This is a genomic window from Streptomyces pseudogriseolus (genome assembly GCA_002154585.1).
Classification (GTDB): Bacteria; Actinomycetota; Actinomycetes; order Streptomycetales; family Streptomycetaceae; genus Streptomyces; species Streptomyces pseudogriseolus.
In genome coordinates this window covers 12867-29435 of sequence record MUNG01000173.1, presented here as the reverse complement: position 1 = coordinate 29435, position 16569 = coordinate 12867, and the positions used below count along the sequence as shown (strand labels likewise).

The window sequence follows — 16569 nt, the reverse complement described above, 5'->3', positions numbered from 1 at the left end:
GGACTCCGTGTCGCCGGGGGCGGTCGTCGGGGCGGTCGTCCCCGTCTCCGGCAACCGGGTCGCGGAGGCGGCGGTGGTGGGGTCGTCGGTCGCGTGGGCGGCCGGGGCCGCGAGAAGGGCGGCCGGGACTATCGCTGCCGTCGCGGCCGCTGCGGCCAGGGCGCGGCGAAGCTTCATGAAGACCTCGGTGAGTCCGGTGTGCCGCGCGGACGCGGCACGCTGCGAAAGGTGCGCCTTCGTGCGGGCGCGGGAGTTCGATCCGTCGTGTCGGTGAGTTCGATCACCGACGGCCCCGGATGGTTGTCCCTGAACTCACAGGATCTTTACGTGACCTGGATCACACGCGCGTCGGCCGGCCCCGGGCGTCCCCGGGGCCGGCCGATCTCTCGCGTGACCGGGGCGGCTGTCCCCTGCCTCCCGGTCACCGGTACCGGAGCGAGGTCCCACGACGTACGGCGCGAGCCGTCCGTCTCATCGCTCCGGCGAGCCACGCGTGATGCTGCTCCTCCGGTCCGCCCCTGGCCGACGCGGACACCGGGACCAACGAAGCGATGCCGGTACCGGTCACGCGCCGTACGGGTGAGACGCGGCCCGCACACCCCGTGGCGTCAGATCCTGCCCCGGCACAGCTCCAGCAGGGTCATGGCCAGCGCGGTGCCCGGCTTGCCCAGGGCGTCCCGGTACGTGGCGAGGATCTCCATCTCGCGGGAGAGGTTCACGCGCCGGCCGCCGGAGGCGATGCGCTCCTTCTGGATCACGGCGGACACCGCCATCCGTTCCTGCACCAGACCGATGATCCGGTCGTCGAGTGCGTCGATCCGCTCGCGGGCGTTGCCGATCAGCTCGGCGGCCTCGGCGGTGCGGGCGCCGGTCTTCTCGGTCGGCTCGGTGGTGGCGGCGGTCATGTCGGGGCTCCTCGGTGAGTGACGGTCGGGCCCCGGAGCGACACGGTCCGGTGAAACGCCAGGCGCCCCGGACCTGTCGGCCCGGGGCGCCTGGGAAGTCGCTTGTCAGTTGCTCAAGCAGCACGACCATGGCAGCCGGCGGGCCGGGTGCCATAGGTAAAGAGGAAGGTCGGGTGCGTGAGCATGCGGCCAGTATGCCCGGTCGGCCCGGTCCGTCCAACGCCGGGCCGCATGCTGAGACGTGGCGCGGGACGCCGGGCGGCGACCTGCCCGGGACGGACCTCGCCGCCGTCTCGGTAGAATCGGGAGGCACAAGACCCCCTCCCCACCGCCGGAAGGCACCTCGTGTCATCAGCGACTCCCGCTGCCAACGCGCCCGACACCGTCCTGGTCGTCGACTTCGGCGCGCAGTACGCCCAGCTCATCGCCCGTCGCGTCCGCGAGGCGCGGGTCTACAGCGAGATCGTGCCGAGCACCATGCCGGTCGCGGACATCCTCGCCAAGAACCCGGCGGCGATCATCCTCTCCGGCGGCCCCTCGTCCGTGTACGAGGAGGGCGCCCCCCGCCTCGACCGCGAGCTCTTCGAGGCCGGCGTCCCCGTCTTCGGCATGTGCTACGGCTTCCAGCTCATGGCCCAGACCCTGGGCGGCCAGGTGGACAACACCGGCGCCCGTGAGTACGGCCGCACCGACCTGCACGTCGCCAAGAACTCCTCCACCCTCTTCGAGGGCACCCCCGAGGAGCAGGCGGTCTGGATGTCGCACGGCGACGCCTGCTCCGCCGCCCCCGAGGGCTTCACCGTCACCGCGTCCACGGACGTCGTGCCGGTCGCCGCCTTCGAGAACGACGAGAAGAAGCTCTACGGCGTCCAGTACCACCCTGAGGTGATGCACTCCACGCACGGACAGCAGGTGCTGGAGCACTTCCTGTACCGGGGCGCGGGCCTCAAGCCGAACTGGACCACCGGCAACGTCATCGACGAGCAGGTGGCCGCCATCCGCGAGCTGGTCGGCGACAAGCGCGCCATCTGCGGCCTGTCCGGCGGCGTGGACTCCGCCGTCGCCGCGGCCCTCGTGCAGAAGGCCATCGGCTCGCAGCTGACCTGCGTCTACGTCGACCACGGCCTGATGCGCAAGGGCGAGACCGAGCAGGTCGAGAAGGACTTCGTCGCCGCGACCGGCGTCCAGCTCAAGGTCGTCGACGCCGAGGAGCGGTTCCTCAAGGCGCTGGCCGGGGTCTCCGACCCGGAGCAGAAGCGCAAGATCATCGGCCGTGAGTTCATCCGGGTCTTCGAGCAGGCCCAGGCCGAGATCATCGCCGACGAGGGCCCCGCGGTGGAGTTCCTGGTGCAGGGCACCCTCTACCCGGACGTCGTCGAGTCCGGCGGCGGCACCGGCACCGCCAACATCAAGTCCCACCACAACGTGGGCGGTCTGCCCGAGGACCTCGAGTTCCAGCTGATCGAGCCGCTGCGCAAGCTGTTCAAGGACGAGGTCCGGATGGTCGGCCAGGAGCTCGGCCTGCCCGAGGAGATCGTCCACCGCCAGCCCTTCCCCGGCCCCGGCCTCGGCATCCGCATCGTCGGCGAGGTCACCAAGGAGCGGCTCGACCTGCTCCGCGAGGCCGACGCGATCGCCCGCGAGGAGCTGACCGCGGCCGGCCTCGACCGGGACATCTGGCAGTGTCCGGTGGTGCTGCTCGCCGACGTCCGCTCGGTCGGCGTCCAGGGCGACGGGCGCACCTACGGTCACCCGATCGTGCTGCGCCCCGTCTCCAGCGAGGACGCCATGACCGCCGACTGGTCGCGGCTGCCGTACGACGTCCTCGCGAAGATTTCCACCCGGATCACCAACGAGGTACGCGACGTCAACCGGGTCGTGCTGGACGTCACGTCCAAGCCGCCGGGCACCATCGAGTGGGAGTGACCCTCCCGGGTCCCCGGGTTTTCAGGTCCGCTTGAGCGTGCGCACCGGCGCTCCGGGCTTCCAGACCTGGACGACGAGATACTTCTCGTCCTCGACGTAGGTCCGCACGACCTCCGTCAGCTCGGTGCGGAAGAGGTGGAACGGCTCCGGCGGTTTCACCTCTTCGGCGTACCGGCGCCGGGTCTCCGTGTCGTCGTCGGCGACCTCGACCGCCCGCCCCGCGATCCGCACGTCGCCGCCGCCCATGCCCGTGCCGTCGCCCGGGTTGGCCTGGAGCGAGAAGCGTGGATCACGGCGCAGGTCCAGCGCCTTCATCGACCGCGGCATCATCCCGAACCACAGCTCGCCGTTCAGGAAGCGCACCTCCAGGCCCGTCGTCCGGGGCGAGCCGTCCTTGCGGAGGGTCGCCAGGACGTGGTGCGTGTAGGCGGCGAAGCGCTCCTCGACGGTCCGCGCGAGCTCCGGTTCCGCCGCGGCGAAGGCCCCCCAGTCCACGGCGGCGTCCGCCGGGGTGTCCGTGTCCGTGTACGTGCTCATGGTGCGAGTGTGACGCGGATACCCGACATCTTTCGTCGGGTATCCGGGCGGTCGCCCCGGGTATCCGGGAGGGGTCCGGTGTTACGGAACAGAGCTGTCGTACGGCGCGCCCCACGGGTAACTTCCGCCCCGTACGCGACCCCTCGCGGGAGGACTCATGCACGGGCCCACTCCGCCCCCGCCGGTGCCCACCGACAAGCTTCAGTTCGCCATGCCGCCCATGCACGAGTCCCTCGAGGACGAGCGCAGGCACCGCAAGGAGCGGCTGGCGGGCGCGCTGCGCCTGTTCGGGCGGCTCGGCTACGAGGACGGCGTCTCCGGGCACATCACCGCACGCGACCCCGAGTACAGCGACTGCTTCTGGGTGAACCCGTTCGGCATGCCGTTCCGGCACGTCACCGTGAGCGACCTGGTGCTCGCCAACCAGGACGGCCAGGTCGTCGAGGGCGGACACCACGTCAACCAGGCCGCCTTCGCCGTCCACGCCCAGGTGCACGCGGCCCGGCCCGACGTCGTCGCCGTCGCCCACTGCCACTCGGTGCACGGCCGTGCCCTCGCCGCCCTCGGCGAGCTGCTCGACCCGATCACCCAGGAGAGCTGCGCCTTCTACGAGGACCACGCCCTCTACGACGCCTACACCTCCGTCACCGTCGACCCCGAGGAGGGCCGCCGCATCGCCGCCGCCCTCGGCACCCGCAAGGCGCTGGTGCTGCGCAACCACGGGCTGCTGACCGTGGGCGACTCGGTGGACGCGGCGGCCTGGTGGTTCATGACCATGGAACGCTCCTGCCAGGTGCAGCTCACCGCGCGGGCCGCGGGACGTCCCGTGCTGATCGACCACCGGCAGGCGGTGGCCACGCGGGAGCAGCTGGGCGGGGACCTCGTGGCATGGATCAACTACCAGCCGATGTGGCGGGAGATCACGCGGAGCGAACCGGATCTGCTGGACTGAGCCGCCTCCCGGGGGATGCGTCAACCACGCGCCTCGAGATTCACCCGTGGCGACCGGGCCCGGGGGACGTGACGGGCGTGGCGTAGGGCACAATTCGCTCTCGATGCGGGGGAGTTGTCCGGTGACCGCCGACGGCGGTCGTGGTGTGTCGAGATGTGTCGGGTAGTTGGGGAAGGCGGCTTCGGGCGTGGCGGTGCAGGAGGCGAGACAGGGCGGAGCGGACCCTGCTGCCCACGAGGGCGGCTGCACCTGCGGGGACTGTCCGCACGGGGCGCGTGAGGGGCATCGGCGCGCGGTCGCCGCGTTCCTGGTGAAGCGGGACGAGTACGCCACCGGCCAGGGTCTCCCTGCCGCGGTGGCCCACTCCGCCTCTGCCTCCCGGCAGTGGGTCTCCGAGGAACTCGCCCAGGCCGCCGAGGCGGTGGCCGAACGCGGCCGGGCCGAGGGCGCCGCCTGGCTGGCGCGCCTGCGGCAGCGGACGGCGGTGGTCGTCTGGGCCGGGGTCGTCGTGCTGCTGCTCGTGCAGGCGCTCACCGCGATCGGCGCGGGCTGGACCTCCGCCCGCACCGCGGGGCTGCTGTCCGCCGTGCTGGTGGCGGGCGCGCTCACCGCGGCGTCCTGGTTCCACCGGGCGCGGGGCGGCGCGCTCGCCCCGGTCATCGGCGAGGACAACCGGCTCTCCACGTCACGCGCGGTGGCCGGCTCCTGGGTGCTGTTCCTGGCGTTCGCGGTGCTCGTGCTGGTGGGGCGGCTCGCGGCCGCCTCCGGCCACCGGGAGCGGGACGCGCTGATCGACGGCCTGGAACTCGCCCGCGGCGCCGGCGTGGTGACCGTGCTCGCCGTGGTCTGCGGGATCGCCGTGCTGGTCCGCCGGGTGGTCGGGCTGCGGGTGCAGGGACAGCGGCTCCAGAAGGTGCGCGCCCACCGGCCCAGGGCGGCCGACCTGCTCACCGACGACTCCGGACGCGGCAGCTTCGCCGACATCCAGTACGTCGTCATCAACGGCGTCGCCCTCGCCTTCGCCGCCGTACGGCTCGCCCGCCGCCCGGACCAGCTGCCGGACCTGCCGTGGGGACTGGCCGTGGTGGTGCTGGTGTCCGCGGGCACCTACCTGGCCGGCAAGTACGCCGAGGGCGGGCGCCCGGTGATCCTGTCCGTGGTGCGCGCCCGGGAGGCGGGCGACCTGGACGCGCCGATCCGGACCGGCGACGACATCGAGATCCGCGGCACCGGCTTCGTGCCGTCCGGGGCGCAGGGCGCGGACCGGCTCGCGCGCATGGTGGTGCGGGTCGGCGCGGTGAACGTCCACGTCCCGCTGGTGCCGGTCGTCGGCGGCTTCGACAACCCCACCGACGACCTGCTGACCGTGCCGGTGCCCGCGGAGGTGGAACCCGGCCGGGTCGACGTCCAGGTGGTCACCGCCGCCGGCGTGGAGACCAACCGCTACACCGTCGACATCACGGAGTGACGGACCGGCGGGCGGCGCGTGACCGGGTGACGGGACGGCGGCCGGAGAGGGAGAGCCGCGCGGGCGGCTCCTTTCCTGGCCGTCCGCTGTCGCTTCCCTGATAAAGCGCTGTCGGCCGGGTCCACCCGGCGCCGATTGCCGTACGTTCGGTCTGTCCAGGTGGGTCAGGATCGAGAGGCACGGCGACATGACGCACGGCATGCGCGCAGACAGTCACACCCCCCGTCCCGACGGCGACGGAGGGCTGCGGGACGCCGCCGCCCGCTACGCCCTGCTGCCGCTGCGGATCTTCCTCGGCGTCACCTTCATCTACGCCGGCCTCGACAAGCTCACCGACAGCGCCTTCCTCAAGGACTCCGGCGCCGGGTCGATCGGCGAGATGATGCGCGCCGTCCGCGACTCCTCCGCCATCCCCGCGCTGGTCGACATGGCGCTGGAGGCTCCCGTCGGCTTCGGCTACGCCATCGCCCTCGGCGAGCTGGCCGTCGGCATCGGCACCCTGCTCGGACTGCTCACCCGGATCGCCGCCCTCGGCGGGGCACTGATCTCGCTCAGCCTGTGGCTGACCGTGAGCTGGGCCGCCGAGCCGTACTACTACGGCAACGACCTGCCGTACCTGATGGCCTGGACCCCGCTGATCCTGGCCGGGGCCCCGCTGCTGTCCGTGGACGCCGCCCTCCGCGCACGCCGCCGGCGCGGAACCTTCTAGCCTCCCTCGTCCCCTCTAGCCTCCCCTCGTCCCCGCGTGGTCGGCCGGGTCCGCTCCTTCCGGGACCGGGCGGCCCCGGCGGCGGCGCACCTGTCCGGTCACCGCACCCACCGCGCCGGCCAGGCAGAGGCCGCCCACGACGAGCGGGATCACCACGAACCACGGTGTCTCCCAGGCTCCTCCCGCGTCCCCGCCGTAGATCACCGCGGCCGTGACGAGGGCGGTGCCGGCGATCAGCCGGCCGGGCCGGAACTCATGACGCAGCACGGCTCACCTCCGCCTGTCCCGCGCCGACCCTGAGGTCGAGCCGGAGCGTGCCCGCCTTTCCCGCGCCGGCGGGCGGCTTTAGGGTCATGTCCTTGTACTTGCCCGGGGCCACGTCCACGTCCTTCCGTCCGTCGCCCGGCACCTGGATGTCCCCGAGCCCCACCTCGACGTGCAGCCGCACGGTCACGTCCCGTGGGACGATCACATGGATCCGGCCGAGGCCCACCTCGACGTGGGTGGAGACCGTGTCGCCCTCGGGGACGCGGACCGCCGACAGGTCCAGCTCGCCCTCGCCGGCGCCCAGGTCGTACACCGGGCGTATCTGCTCGGCCGAGGCGGGCTGCCAGCCCGTGCGGGTCCAGTCGGTGCCGATGTCCTTGGGCATGGCGGTCGACCCGGCGAGCAGGCCCGCCGTGAGCACCGCGAGGACGATCGACCCGGCCCCTGTGCGGCCCAGGAAGGCGCTGACGGCGATCCCGAGGCCGATGACGCCGAGGGCGCACGCCAGACCCGTCTGGAGGCTGGTGCCGAGGGGCTGCGTCTCCCAGGTGAGACCCGTGCCCAGACCGGCCGCGAGCAGCGCGAAGAGGAAGACCCAGCCGCCGATCCCGCGCGGCCCCCGCGGCTTCGGCGGGCGCGCCCGCGGCGGACGCCACACGTCCTTCGCCCCGCCGCCGGTCCCGGAGCGGACGCCGACGCCGACCGCGGTGGCGATGTCCAGGTCGCGGGAGTCCTCGGGGCCCCACAGATAGCCCGTGCCCCCGACGTAGGTGCCGTCCTTCACGATGGGCTCGCGCCACCACGACGGGTACGCGGCCGGGACCGGCGGGGCCTGCGGCTCCGGCGGGGCGTCGGCGGCGGCCTGCGCGGCTATCGGGTCCGGACTCGGCGTGCCGCGCCGCCGCGACCAGTAGGCGGCGCCCGCGAGCAGCAGGGACAGTATGACGGCGAAGCTCAGCACCCCGTCGTTGCTCAGCATGGACAGGAAGACGCCGCAGCCGACCAGCGCGAACAGCACCGCGGCCAGCGTGTGCCCGTCGACCCGGCCGGTGAGCAGCCGGCGGACCTGGTTCTCGTCCTCGTCGTCGTAGGGGACGAACAGCCAGGCGAAGCCGTAGAAGATGAGGCCGATGCCGCCGGTCGCGGACAGCACGGCGAGGGTGATGCGGAAGATCACCGGGTCCATGTCGTACTGCCGGGCGAGCCCGGAGCAGACCCCGCCGAACATCTGGTGCCGCCGGTCGCGCCGGAAGTGCCGGCCGGGGTCGACAGGCCCCGCTCCACCCGTGGCCCCGTCCGGTGCGTGGGCCGTCGAGCCGGCCGTCCCCTCCTTCCCCGCGCCCGCACGCCCGCCCGCACGCGAGGAGTCCGCGGCGGGCGCGCCGGGACCGGACCCGGGACGCGGGCCCGGGCCCGGATCCGACGCGGCATGCTGGTGATCCGTCATGGGTCCATGGTGACGGGCGAGCCGCCCCGGCGGCAGTCGGAACGACCCTGGCCGGACCCTGATATCCGTCCCTGAGGCAGGCCCCGGGCCGGGGACCGAAGGGCCCAGGGGGCCGGGGGCCGAGAGGCGGCCGAAGGGGCCGGGGCCGGAGGCCGGAAGCCGGGCCCGCGTCTCGACCGGACACCGCGGCCCGGAGCCGGCCGGCCCCGCGTACCGAGATCAGGGGAGTCTCCGGGACGGACCCTGATGCCCGGGGTCGCACGGCGTGTGACCATCGTTGGCATGCCGGAAGCCGCAGCAGCGCCCCTTGTCGAGCCGCGGCCGCCGCGCAAGCTCTACCGCAGCAGCGACGGACGCTGGCTCGGTGGGGTGGCGCGGGGGCTCGCCGGGCATCTCGGCCTGCCCGTGATCTGGGTGCGCCTCGCGTTCGTCGCCCTGTTCATGGCCGACGGTCTCGGGGCCCTGCTGTACGCCGCGTTCTGGTTCTTCGTGCCGCTCGGGGTGGGCGGCGTCGACGCGCAGAAGCCGCCCTCGCCCATCGGCACCGAGACCACCCCGGACGGCCGCCGCAGACTCGTCACGCGCAAGCCGGACAAGGGCCAGATCGTCGCCCTGCTCCTCATGGTCGTGGTGGCCATGATCTTCGTGGGCAGCGTGGACCTCACCAACGGCGCCCGGGCCTACCTGTGGCCGACCGTCCTGGTCGGCGCGGGCGTGGCCCTGGTGTGGCGGCAGGCGGACAACGCGCGCCGGGCCCGCTGGATGGAGGTCGGCCGCCGACGGCGCACGGTCACGCTGCTGCGGGCCGTGGCGGGGGTGCTGCTGGTGACGGCGGGCGCCTCCGGCATCTTCGTCCTGCGCGGCTCCGGCAGCCACCTCGGCGCGGTGCTCCAGGCCGCCCTCGCGGTCCTGGTCGGCGTCACCCTGCTCGCCGGCCCCTACCTCGTGCGCATGACCCAGGACCTCTCCGAGGAGCGCCTGATGCGCATCCGCGCCCAGGAGCGGGCCGAGGTCGCCGCCCATGTCCACGACTCCGTGCTGCACACGCTCACGCTGATCCAGCGCAACGCGGACAGCCCCGGCGAGGTGCGCCGCCTGGCCCGGGCCCAGGAGCGCGACCTGCGCGCCTGGCTCTACAAGCCGGAGGGCAACGGCAAGGACGAGGACGAGGAGCCCGCCACCCTCGCGGAGGCCGTGAAGCGCAACGCCGCCGAGGTGGAGGACAAGCACGGCGTCCCCCTGGAGGTCGTCGTCGTGGGCGACTGCCCCCTGGACGAGAGGATCGGCGCGCAGATGCAGGCCGCGAGGGAAGCGATGGTCAACGCCGCCAAGTACGGTGGCGAGGGAGGCGCGGTCCAGGTCTACGCGGAGGTCGAGGGGAGGACGGTGTTCGTGTCCGTCCGGGACCGCGGTCCCGGGTTCGACCTCGACGCGATACCCGCCGACCGCATGGGCGTCAGAGAATCGATCATCGGCCGCATGGAACGCAACGGCGGCACGGCGCGGCTGCGCGCGGTGCCGGACGGCGGCACGGAGGTCGAGCTGGAGATGGAGAGGGCGGAGAAGACGTCATGAGCGAGCCGACCGAGGCGAACGCAGCGGCGGAAGCGGCACCGGGGGACGGGCCCGCGGAGCCGGCCGGCGGCACCGGGCGGCGCCATGTGCGCGTGGTCCTCGTCGACGACCACCGCATGTTCCGCACAGGAGTGCAGGCGGAGATCGGGCAGACCGATCAGACGGGCGTCGAGGTGGTCGGCGAGGCCGCCGACGTCGACCAGGCGGTCACGGTCATCACCGCGACCCGCCCCGAGGTGGTGCTGCTCGACGTGCACCTGCCCGGGGGCGGCGGCGTGGAGGTGCTGCGGCGCTGCGCCTCGCTGACGGGGGACGCGGAGCGGCCGGTGCGGTTCCTCGCGCTGTCCGTGTCGGACGCGGCGGAGGACGTCATCGGCGTCATCCGGGGCGGCGCGCGCGGCTACGTCACCAAGACGATCACGGGCGCCGACCTGATCGACTCGATCTTCCGGGTGCAGGAGGGCGACGCGGTGTTCTCGCCGCGGCTGGCCGGGTTCGTGCTGGACGCCTTCGCGTCGACCGACGCCCCGCCGGTGGACGAGGACCTCGACCGTCTCACCCAGCGCGAGCGGGAGGTGCTGCGGCTGATCGCCCGCGGCTACGCGTACAAGGAGATCGCCAAGCAGCTGTTCATCTCGGTGAAGACGGTCGAGTCGCACGTCTCCGCGGTGCTGCGCAAGCTCCAGCTGTCCAACCGTCACGAGCTGACCCGCTGGGCGACGGCCCGCCGCCTGGTCTGAGCAGGCCGGGGGCAGTTCGATCGGGCCGGGGACTGTTCGAGCGGGCCGGCCCGGTCACACCACGCGTGTCGCCCCCGCGAACGGCATCTGGTCGATCGGCGCCACGCGGACCGGGGCGGACGGGTTCGGGGCGTGGATCATCTGCCCGTTGCCGATGTAGAGGCCGACGTGGCTGATGCCGGAGTAGAAGAAGACCAGGTCGCCGGGGAGGAGTTCGGAGCGGGAGACGCGGCGGCCCGCGCCGATCTGCGCGTAGGTCGTGCGCGGCAGGGAGACGCCCGCGGAGCGGTATGCGGCCAGCACGAGGCCCGAGCAGTCGAAGGCGTCCGGGCCGGTCGCGCCCCAGACGTAGGGGCTGCCGAGCTTCTGATGGGCGTAGGCGACGGCCTGCGCGGCGCGCGCGTTCGGCGCCTGCGACGGGGCGGCGGCGTCCCGTACCGCACCGGCGGCCGTGCGGGCGGCGCGGCCGGAGCCGCCGGTGATCCGGTCGCGTTCCTCCGGTGACATCCGGGACAGCGCCAGACGCGCGGCGGACAGCTTCTCGGTGATGGTCTTCTTGTGCCGCTTCAGTTCGGCGCGGCGGGCGGTGAGCGTCTTCGCCTCGACGCGGGCCGCGCCGCGCAGCTTCTCGATCTCCCGGAGCTGGGCGCGGGCCCGGCCCAGTTCGGCGTGATGGCGGCTGCCGGCGCGCTCGGTGAGGGCCGCGCCGTCGAGGTAGGCGTCCGGGTCCTCGGACAGCATCAGCCGCAGGGCGGGGTCGAGGCCGCCGGCGCGGTACTGCGCCGCCGCGACGGTGCCCAATGCCTCCCGGGCGTCGTTGAGCCGCGCCTGGGCGCGGGCCGTCTCGTCCTGGAGGTCGCGCAGCCGCTGCCGTGCCGAATCCGCCTTCTCCATGGCGCCGTTGTACTTCTCGGTGGCGACCTCGGCCTCGCGGTACAGGCGGTCCACGTCGGCGCCGGTGAGGGCGGGCGCCGGCTGCGGCGCCGCGTGCCCCGCTCCGTCGAAGCCGGCCGCGGTGGCCGCTCCGGCGAGGACGACGGTGGCGGCCGCCCGGACCGTGGTGCCGCCCGTCGGACGCTGCCGTGACCTGCGGTGCGCTGCCACCCTCGCTGCCGTCCTTCCCACTGGCGCCGCCCGCCGGGCCGGACGTCTGCCCGGCGGTCCGGCGGCGGGGTGACAGGGGAGCCGTCCGCCGCCGGACCTTCTTCGGCGGTGGTGTCCGGCCGCCGCTCCTGGCCCGAGCGGCGTATGCGGAGCCGGTCACCTGGAGCAGGACGCTAGGCCGGGCCGCGCGGGGCCGGATACGGGTTGTGCGGAACTGTTGCCCTCGGACCGTCGGGTGACCGTAAGTGACCGTCGGGCCGCCTGTGGTGCTTCGCTCTCACTCAGGGTGATGACCGTTGTGGTGAAGGCGGGAAGGGTGAGGGCGGCGGAATGCTATGGGGCGCCCCTGGCTAGGCTCCGGCCTCATGGACGTACTCATCCACATCTTCGTCGGTCTGCACATCATCGGTATCGCGTCGCTGCTCGGCGGCTTCCTCACCCAGATGAAGGCGATGGGCGCGGGCACCGCCCGCTTCGTCCCCGCGATGCTGCACGGCGCGCTGACGATGCTGGTCACGGGTGTGGTGCTGGTGGGCCTCAACCAGGCCCAGGACTACTCCGTGGACAACATCAAGATCGGCGTGAAGCTGGCGCTGCTGATCGTGATCCTCGGCCTGGTCTACGTGAAGCGGGACGAGGAGAAGGTGGACAAGGGCGTCTTCGGTCTGGTCGGCCTGCTGACCGTGGCGAACATCTTCATCGCGGTCCTCTGGACCTGAGTCCCGTCGCGCGTCCCCGGAACACCGGGTCCCGCGGCCGGCACGGAACCGCCGGCCGAGCCGTCACCGGCCCGGCCGGCGGTTCCGTCGCAGGCGTGCCGGAAGCCGTCCCTCAGGCCGGGCGGACGATGCTGTGGATCGCGGACTCGCCGTCGTAGTAGACGGACTCCTCGCGGACGTACGCGCCGGGCTTCGGGGCGTGGATCATCATGCCGTTGCCGATGTAGAGGCCCACGTGGGTGACGTCGTCGTAGAAGAAGACCAGGTCGCCGGGCTGGGCCTGGGACACCGGGACGGTGGTGCCCGCGTCCACCTGGTCGTAGGTGGTGCGCGGGAGGGAGACGCCGGCGGCCTTCCAGGCGGCCTGCGTGAGCCCCGAGCAGTCGTAGGAGCCGGGACCGGTCGCGCCCCAGACGTACGGCTTGCCGATCTGCGCGCGGGCGAAGGCGAGGGCCTTCTCGGCCTTGGCGGCGTACGAGGAGTCGGCCGGCGGCGTGTCCGCCGAGCCCGTGGACCCCGACCCGGAGCCCTCCGAGGAGCCGCCGCCCTGCTGCGCGGCCTCCTCGCGCTCCTGCTGCTCCGCCTGTTCCTGCGCGGCCTGCTGCCGGGCCAGCTCCGCGGCCTTGCGGGCGGCCTCCTGCTGCTTGCGCTTCTCGATCGCGGCGAGCCGCGCCTTCTCCTCGGCGGTCAGTTCCGACAGCAGTTCGCGCGCGTCGGCGAGCTTCTTCTGGACGGTGGCCTTGGCCGTCTTCAGGTCGCCCTGCGTCTCGGTGAGCGTCCGGAGGCTCTCGGTGGCCTCCTGCCGCTTCTTCATCGTCTCGGTCTGCTGGATGACGTAGTCGTCCACCGCCGCCTTCTGGCGGCCGGTCATCCGGTCCAGCACCTGACGCTGGTCGAAGACGTCCTGCGGGGTCTGAGCGAGCAGGAACGTCGCGGTGTCGGGCATGCCCGCGCCGGTGCGGTACTGGGCGGCCGCGTAGGAGCCCAGCTCCGCGCGCGCCTCGTTCAGCTTCTGCGTGCGCTGCGCCACGTCGTCGAGGAGGGTGTCGACCTGCTTGCGCTGCTTGGTCGTCTTCTCCTTGGCCGCGTTGTACTTCTCGGTCGCCGACTCGGCCTGCCGGTAGAGGTCGCCGACCTTCTTCTCGACCTCCTCCAGGCTCGGCCGGTCGTCGCCGGGGGCGGCGTCGGCGGTCTGGGAGAGCAGGGCGACGGAGGTCAGCGCGGCCGTGGCCAGGGCCGGGGTGCGTATGCCGGCCACGCGCGCGCCGGGGGTGCGCGACTTGCGGTGCGACGCCAAGGGAGGCGACTCCTTCCAGTGCTCCGCCTACCGGGTTAGCTGTCGGGTTCGGGCGGGTGTCTTGATCGGAAGGGTTGCCCTACGGCCGCTCCGAAGAGTGGGCCGATTCACCCCAAGTCTCGGTGGGTCCCCGGCTCCGGCTGCCACGGCGGACAGTGACGGACTCGGCGGGGGCCGCGCGGTCCGGCGAGGTTCGCCGGCGGGGGACGAGCGGCCCGGACCGCACGGTAGCCAACTGGTGTGGCCCTTGTGAAGGTTGATGGGCGATATGCCCGATACATTTTCGTGACCTTGTGGGCGATGTCACGCAGGGTGATCCGGTGACCGTGGAGGGTGCCCGGCGGCGGGACGGCCGGCGGAGGCGCGGGATGTTTCCGGGGCGGGCCCGGGTTGTCGGTGGAGCGCCCTAGACTCGGAGAGCGATGAGCAGCCTCTTTGACGACAGCTTCCTGGCGGACCTCCAGGCCCAGCGCGGCCCGGCGGACGAGCCCCCGCCGCCACCCGAGGACGAGTATGCGCCGGAGCCCCTGCCGGACGACCTGTTCGGCGGGAAGTTCGACGTGCCCCCGGACCGGGACACGTACTACCGGGACGGCGCTCCCCGCCCGGTGATCGACTCCGCCGCGCTGCTGGAAGGGCTGAACGACAACCAGCGCGCCGCGGTCGTGCACTCCGGCTCCCCCCTGCTCATCGTGGCCGGAGCCGGGTCGGGCAAGACCCGCGTGCTCACCCACCGCATCGCCCACCTGCTTGCCGAGCGGGGCGTCCACCCGGGCCAGATCCTCGCGATCACCTTCACCAACAAGGCCGCGGGCGAGATGAAGGAGCGCGTCGAGCAGCTCGTCGGCCCCCGGGCGAACGCCATGTGGGTCATGACGTTCCACAGCGCGTGCGTGCGCATCCTGCGCCGCGAGTCCAAGAAGCTCGGCTTCACGTCGTCCTTCTCGATCTACGACGCCGCCGACTCCAAGCGCCTGATGGCCCTGGTCTGCCGCGACCTGGATCTCGACCCCAAGCGCTTCCCGCCCAAGTCCTTCAGCGCCAAGATCAGCAACCTGAAGAACGAGCTGATCGACGAGGAGGACTTCGCCGCCCAGGCCACCGACGGCTTCGAGAAGACCCTCGCCCAGGCCTACGCGCTCTACCAGTCGCGCCTGCGCGAGGCGAACGCGCTGGACTTCGACGACCTGATCATGACGACGGTCAATCTGCTCCGCGCCTTCCCCGACGTCGCCGAGCACTACCGCCGCCGCTTCCGGCACGTCCTGGTCGACGAGTACCAGGACACCAACCACGCCCAGTACGCCCTGGTGCGCGAGCTCGTCGGAGGCGCCTCCGAGCACCCCGTCGACGTCCCGCCGGAGGCCGAGGTGCCGCCCGCCGAGCTGTGCGTGGTGGGCGACGCCGACCAGTCGATCTATGCCTTCCGCGGCGCGACGATCCGCAACATCCTCCAGTTCGAGGAGGACTACCCGGACGCGACGACGATCCTGCTGGAGCAGAACTACCGCTCCACGCAGACGATCCTGTCCGCCGCCAACGCCGTCATCGAGCGCAACGAGTCCCGCCGCCCGAAGAACCTGTGGACCAACGCCGGCGCCGGCGCGCGCATCACCGGGTACGTCGCGGACACCGAGCACGACGAGGCGCAGTTCGTCGCCGACGAGATAGACCGCCTCACGGACGCGGGCGAGGCGAAGGCGGGCGACGTCGCCGTCTTCTACCGCACCAACGCGCAGTCCCGTGTCTTCGAGGAGATCTTCATCCGCGTCGGCCTGCCCTACAAGGTCGTCGGCGGCGTCCGCTTCTACGAGCGCAAGGAGGTCCGGGACGTCCTGGCCTACCTGCGGGTGCTGGCCAACCCCGAGGACTCGGTGCCGCTGCGCCGCATCCTCAACGTCCCCAAGCGCGGCATCGGCGACCGCGCCGAGGCCATGATCGACGCGCTCGCCCAGCGCGAGAAGATCAGCTTCCCGCAGGCGCTGCGCCGCGTCGACGAGGCGTACGGCATGGCCGCCCGGTCGGCGAACGCGGTCAAGCGGTTCAACACGCTGATGGAGGACCTCCGTACGGTCGTCGAGTCGGGAGCGGGACCGGCGACGGTCCTCGAGGCGATCCTCGAACGCACCGGCTACCTCGCCGAGTTGCAGGCCTCCACCGACCCGCAGGACGAGACCCGCATCGAGAACCTTCAGGAACTCGCGGCCGTCGCCCTGGAGTTCGAGCAGGAGCGCGGCGAGGGCGAGACCGGCACGCTGGCCGACTTCCTGGAGCAGGTCGCCCTGGTCGCCGACTCCGACCAGATCCCCGACGAGGAGGACGGCGACGGCGTCATCACGCTGATGACCCTGCACACCGCCAAGGGCCTGGAGTTCCCGGTCGTCTTCCTCACCGGAATGGAGGACGGCGTCTTCCCGCACATGCGCGCCCTCGGCCAGACGAAGGAGCTGGAGGAGGAGCGCCGCCTCGCCTACGTCGGCATCACGCGCGCCCGGGAGCGGCTCTACCTCACCCGGTCGACGATGCGCAGCGCCTGGGGCCAGCCGTCGTACAACCCGCCCTCGCGGTTCCTGGAGGAGATCCCGGCCGCGCACCTGGAGTGGAAGCGGACCGGGGGGAGCGGGCCGGTGGCCTCCGGCCCCGCGTCCGGGGTGGCGGCGTCGCTGTCGTCGTCCCGCTCCCGGTCGTCCGCGTCGGGCGCGTCCGGCTTCGCCACCCGGCGCACCTCGGAGAAGCCTGTGGTGTCGCTGGCGGTCGGCGACCGTGTCACGCACGACCAGTTCGGCCTGGGCACGGTCGTCGCGATGAAGGGCACGGGGGCGAACGCCGAGGCGACGATCGACTTCGGCGACGACAAGCCCAAGCGCCTGCTGCTGCGGTACGCGCCGGTGGAGAAGCTCTAGGCGTCGTCGAGGCCCGTCGT

The 16569-nt window shown here is 72.8% G+C and carries 14 protein-coding genes and 1 riboswitch; of the genes, 8 read left to right on the top strand and 6 right to left on the bottom strand.

Going from position 1 to position 16569, the window contains the following annotated elements; genetic code table 11:
- Positions 1 to 608 precede the first annotated feature (608 nt).
- On the bottom strand, positions 609 to 905 hold the full coding sequence (locus CCN29_RS17040) for a chorismate mutase (RefSeq protein ID WP_006134802.1): 297 nt from the start codon (positions 903 to 905) through the stop codon (positions 609 to 611).
- A 345-nt stretch (positions 906 to 1250) separates the two neighbouring features.
- Between CCN29_RS17040 and guaA the strand changes: the two genes are divergently transcribed.
- Positions 1251 to 2831, top strand: a complete 1581-nt coding sequence (guaA, locus tag CCN29_RS17035) for a glutamine-hydrolyzing GMP synthase (RefSeq protein ID WP_006134803.1) — start codon at positions 1251 to 1253, stop codon at positions 2829 to 2831.
- Positions 2832 to 2852: 21 nt separating this feature from the next.
- Here guaA and CCN29_RS17030 read toward each other — a convergent pair whose 3' ends face one another.
- The gene (locus CCN29_RS17030; protein ID WP_086682887.1) at positions 2853 to 3368 is read right to left on the bottom strand and encodes a pyridoxamine 5'-phosphate oxidase family protein; all 516 of its coding nucleotides are present in this window, start codon (positions 3366 to 3368) and stop codon (positions 2853 to 2855) included.
- A 157-nt stretch (positions 3369 to 3525) separates the two neighbouring features.
- On the opposite strand from CCN29_RS17030, the gene CCN29_RS17025 reads away from it, so the two are divergent.
- From CCN29_RS17025 to CCN29_RS17015, 3 genes are all read left to right on the top strand, one after another.
- Positions 3526 to 4320, top strand: a complete 795-nt coding sequence (locus CCN29_RS17025) for a class II aldolase/adducin family protein (RefSeq protein ID WP_031017245.1) — start codon at positions 3526 to 3528, stop codon at positions 4318 to 4320.
- Positions 4321 to 4507: 187 nt separating this feature from the next.
- On the top strand, positions 4508 to 5788 hold the full coding sequence (locus CCN29_RS17020) for a hypothetical protein (protein WP_086682884.1): 1281 nt from the start codon (positions 4508 to 4510) through the stop codon (positions 5786 to 5788).
- Positions 5789 to 5975: 187 nt separating this feature from the next.
- Positions 5976 to 6497, top strand: a complete 522-nt coding sequence (locus tag CCN29_RS17015) for a DoxX family protein (RefSeq protein WP_006134806.1) — start codon at positions 5976 to 5978, stop codon at positions 6495 to 6497.
- Positions 6498 to 6512: 15 nt separating this feature from the next.
- On the opposite strand, the gene CCN29_RS17010 is transcribed toward CCN29_RS17015, so the two are convergent.
- The gene (locus CCN29_RS17010) at positions 6513 to 6764 is read right to left on the bottom strand and encodes a hypothetical protein (RefSeq protein WP_006134807.1); all 252 of its coding nucleotides are present in this window, start codon (positions 6762 to 6764) and stop codon (positions 6513 to 6515) included.
- The gene (locus tag CCN29_RS17005; protein WP_086682880.1) at positions 6751 to 8211 is read right to left on the bottom strand and encodes a PspC domain-containing protein; all 1461 of its coding nucleotides are present in this window, start codon (positions 8209 to 8211) and stop codon (positions 6751 to 6753) included. The genes CCN29_RS17010 and CCN29_RS17005 overlap by 14 nt, the downstream gene beginning before the upstream one ends.
- Positions 8212 to 8493: 282 nt before the next feature.
- On the opposite strand from CCN29_RS17005, the gene CCN29_RS17000 reads away from it, so the two are divergent.
- Positions 8494 to 9786 carry an ATP-binding protein gene (locus CCN29_RS17000; RefSeq protein ID WP_031017239.1) on the top strand — a complete coding sequence of 431 codons (1293 nt, stop codon included), beginning with the start codon at positions 8494 to 8496 and terminating at the stop codon, positions 9784 to 9786.
- Positions 9783 to 10526 (top strand): LuxR C-terminal-related transcriptional regulator, encoded by a 744-nt coding sequence (locus CCN29_RS16995; protein ID WP_006134810.1) that lies wholly within the window; start codon positions 9783 to 9785, stop codon positions 10524 to 10526. Before CCN29_RS17000 ends, CCN29_RS16995 begins: the two co-directional genes overlap by 4 nt.
- 54 nt (positions 10527 to 10580) lie before the next feature.
- Here the strand turns inward: CCN29_RS16995 and CCN29_RS16990 are convergent, their stop codons facing one another.
- Positions 10581 to 11630 (bottom strand): C40 family peptidase, encoded by a 1050-nt coding sequence (locus CCN29_RS16990; RefSeq protein ID WP_086682877.1) that lies wholly within the window; start codon positions 11628 to 11630, stop codon positions 10581 to 10583.
- A gap of 365 nt (positions 11631 to 11995) precedes the next feature.
- Between CCN29_RS16990 and CCN29_RS16985 the strand changes: the two genes are divergently transcribed.
- Positions 11996 to 12349: a hypothetical protein gene (locus tag CCN29_RS16985; RefSeq protein WP_006134812.1), complete on the top strand. Its 354-nt coding sequence runs from the start codon at positions 11996 to 11998 to the stop codon at positions 12347 to 12349.
- A 112-nt stretch (positions 12350 to 12461) separates the two neighbouring features.
- On the opposite strand, the gene CCN29_RS16980 is transcribed toward CCN29_RS16985, so the two are convergent.
- Positions 12462 to 13646, bottom strand: a complete 1185-nt coding sequence (locus tag CCN29_RS16980; RefSeq protein ID WP_031060831.1) for a C40 family peptidase — start codon at positions 13644 to 13646, stop codon at positions 12462 to 12464.
- Between the two features lie 7 nt (positions 13647 to 13653).
- Positions 13654 to 13807, bottom strand: a riboswitch (cyclic di-AMP (ydaO/yuaA leader).
- A gap of 261 nt (positions 13808 to 14068) precedes the next feature.
- On the opposite strand from CCN29_RS16980, the gene pcrA reads away from it, so the two are divergent.
- A complete protein-coding gene (gene pcrA, locus CCN29_RS16975; protein ID WP_086682874.1) occupies positions 14069 to 16549 on the top strand; it encodes a DNA helicase PcrA in 2481 nt (826 codons plus the stop codon).
- The last annotated feature ends 20 nt before the right edge of the window (positions 16550 to 16569 follow it).

Coding starts and splice junctions, on each gene's coding strand:
- CCN29_RS17040 (WP_006134802.1), bottom strand. CDS start 905: ATGACCGCCGCCACCACCGAGCCGACCGAGAAGACCGGCGCCCGCACC.
- CCN29_RS16995 (WP_006134810.1), top strand. CDS start 9,783: ATGAGCGAGCCGACCGAGGCGAACGCAGCGGCGGAAGCGGCACCGGGG.
- CCN29_RS16985 (WP_006134812.1), top strand. CDS start 11,996: ATGGACGTACTCATCCACATCTTCGTCGGTCTGCACATCATCGGTATC.
- CCN29_RS17005 (WP_086682880.1), bottom strand. CDS start 8,211: ATGACGGATCACCAGCATGCCGCGTCGGATCCGGGCCCGGGCCCGCGT.
- CCN29_RS17025 (WP_031017245.1), top strand. CDS start 3,526: ATGCACGGGCCCACTCCGCCCCCGCCGGTGCCCACCGACAAGCTTCAG.
- CCN29_RS17015 (WP_006134806.1), top strand. CDS start 5,976: ATGACGCACGGCATGCGCGCAGACAGTCACACCCCCCGTCCCGACGGC.
- CCN29_RS17030 (WP_086682887.1), bottom strand. CDS start 3,368: ATGAGCACGTACACGGACACGGACACCCCGGCGGACGCCGCCGTGGAC.
- CCN29_RS17000 (WP_031017239.1), top strand. CDS start 8,494: ATGCCGGAAGCCGCAGCAGCGCCCCTTGTCGAGCCGCGGCCGCCGCGC.
- pcrA (WP_086682874.1), top strand. CDS start 14,069: ATGAGCAGCCTCTTTGACGACAGCTTCCTGGCGGACCTCCAGGCCCAG.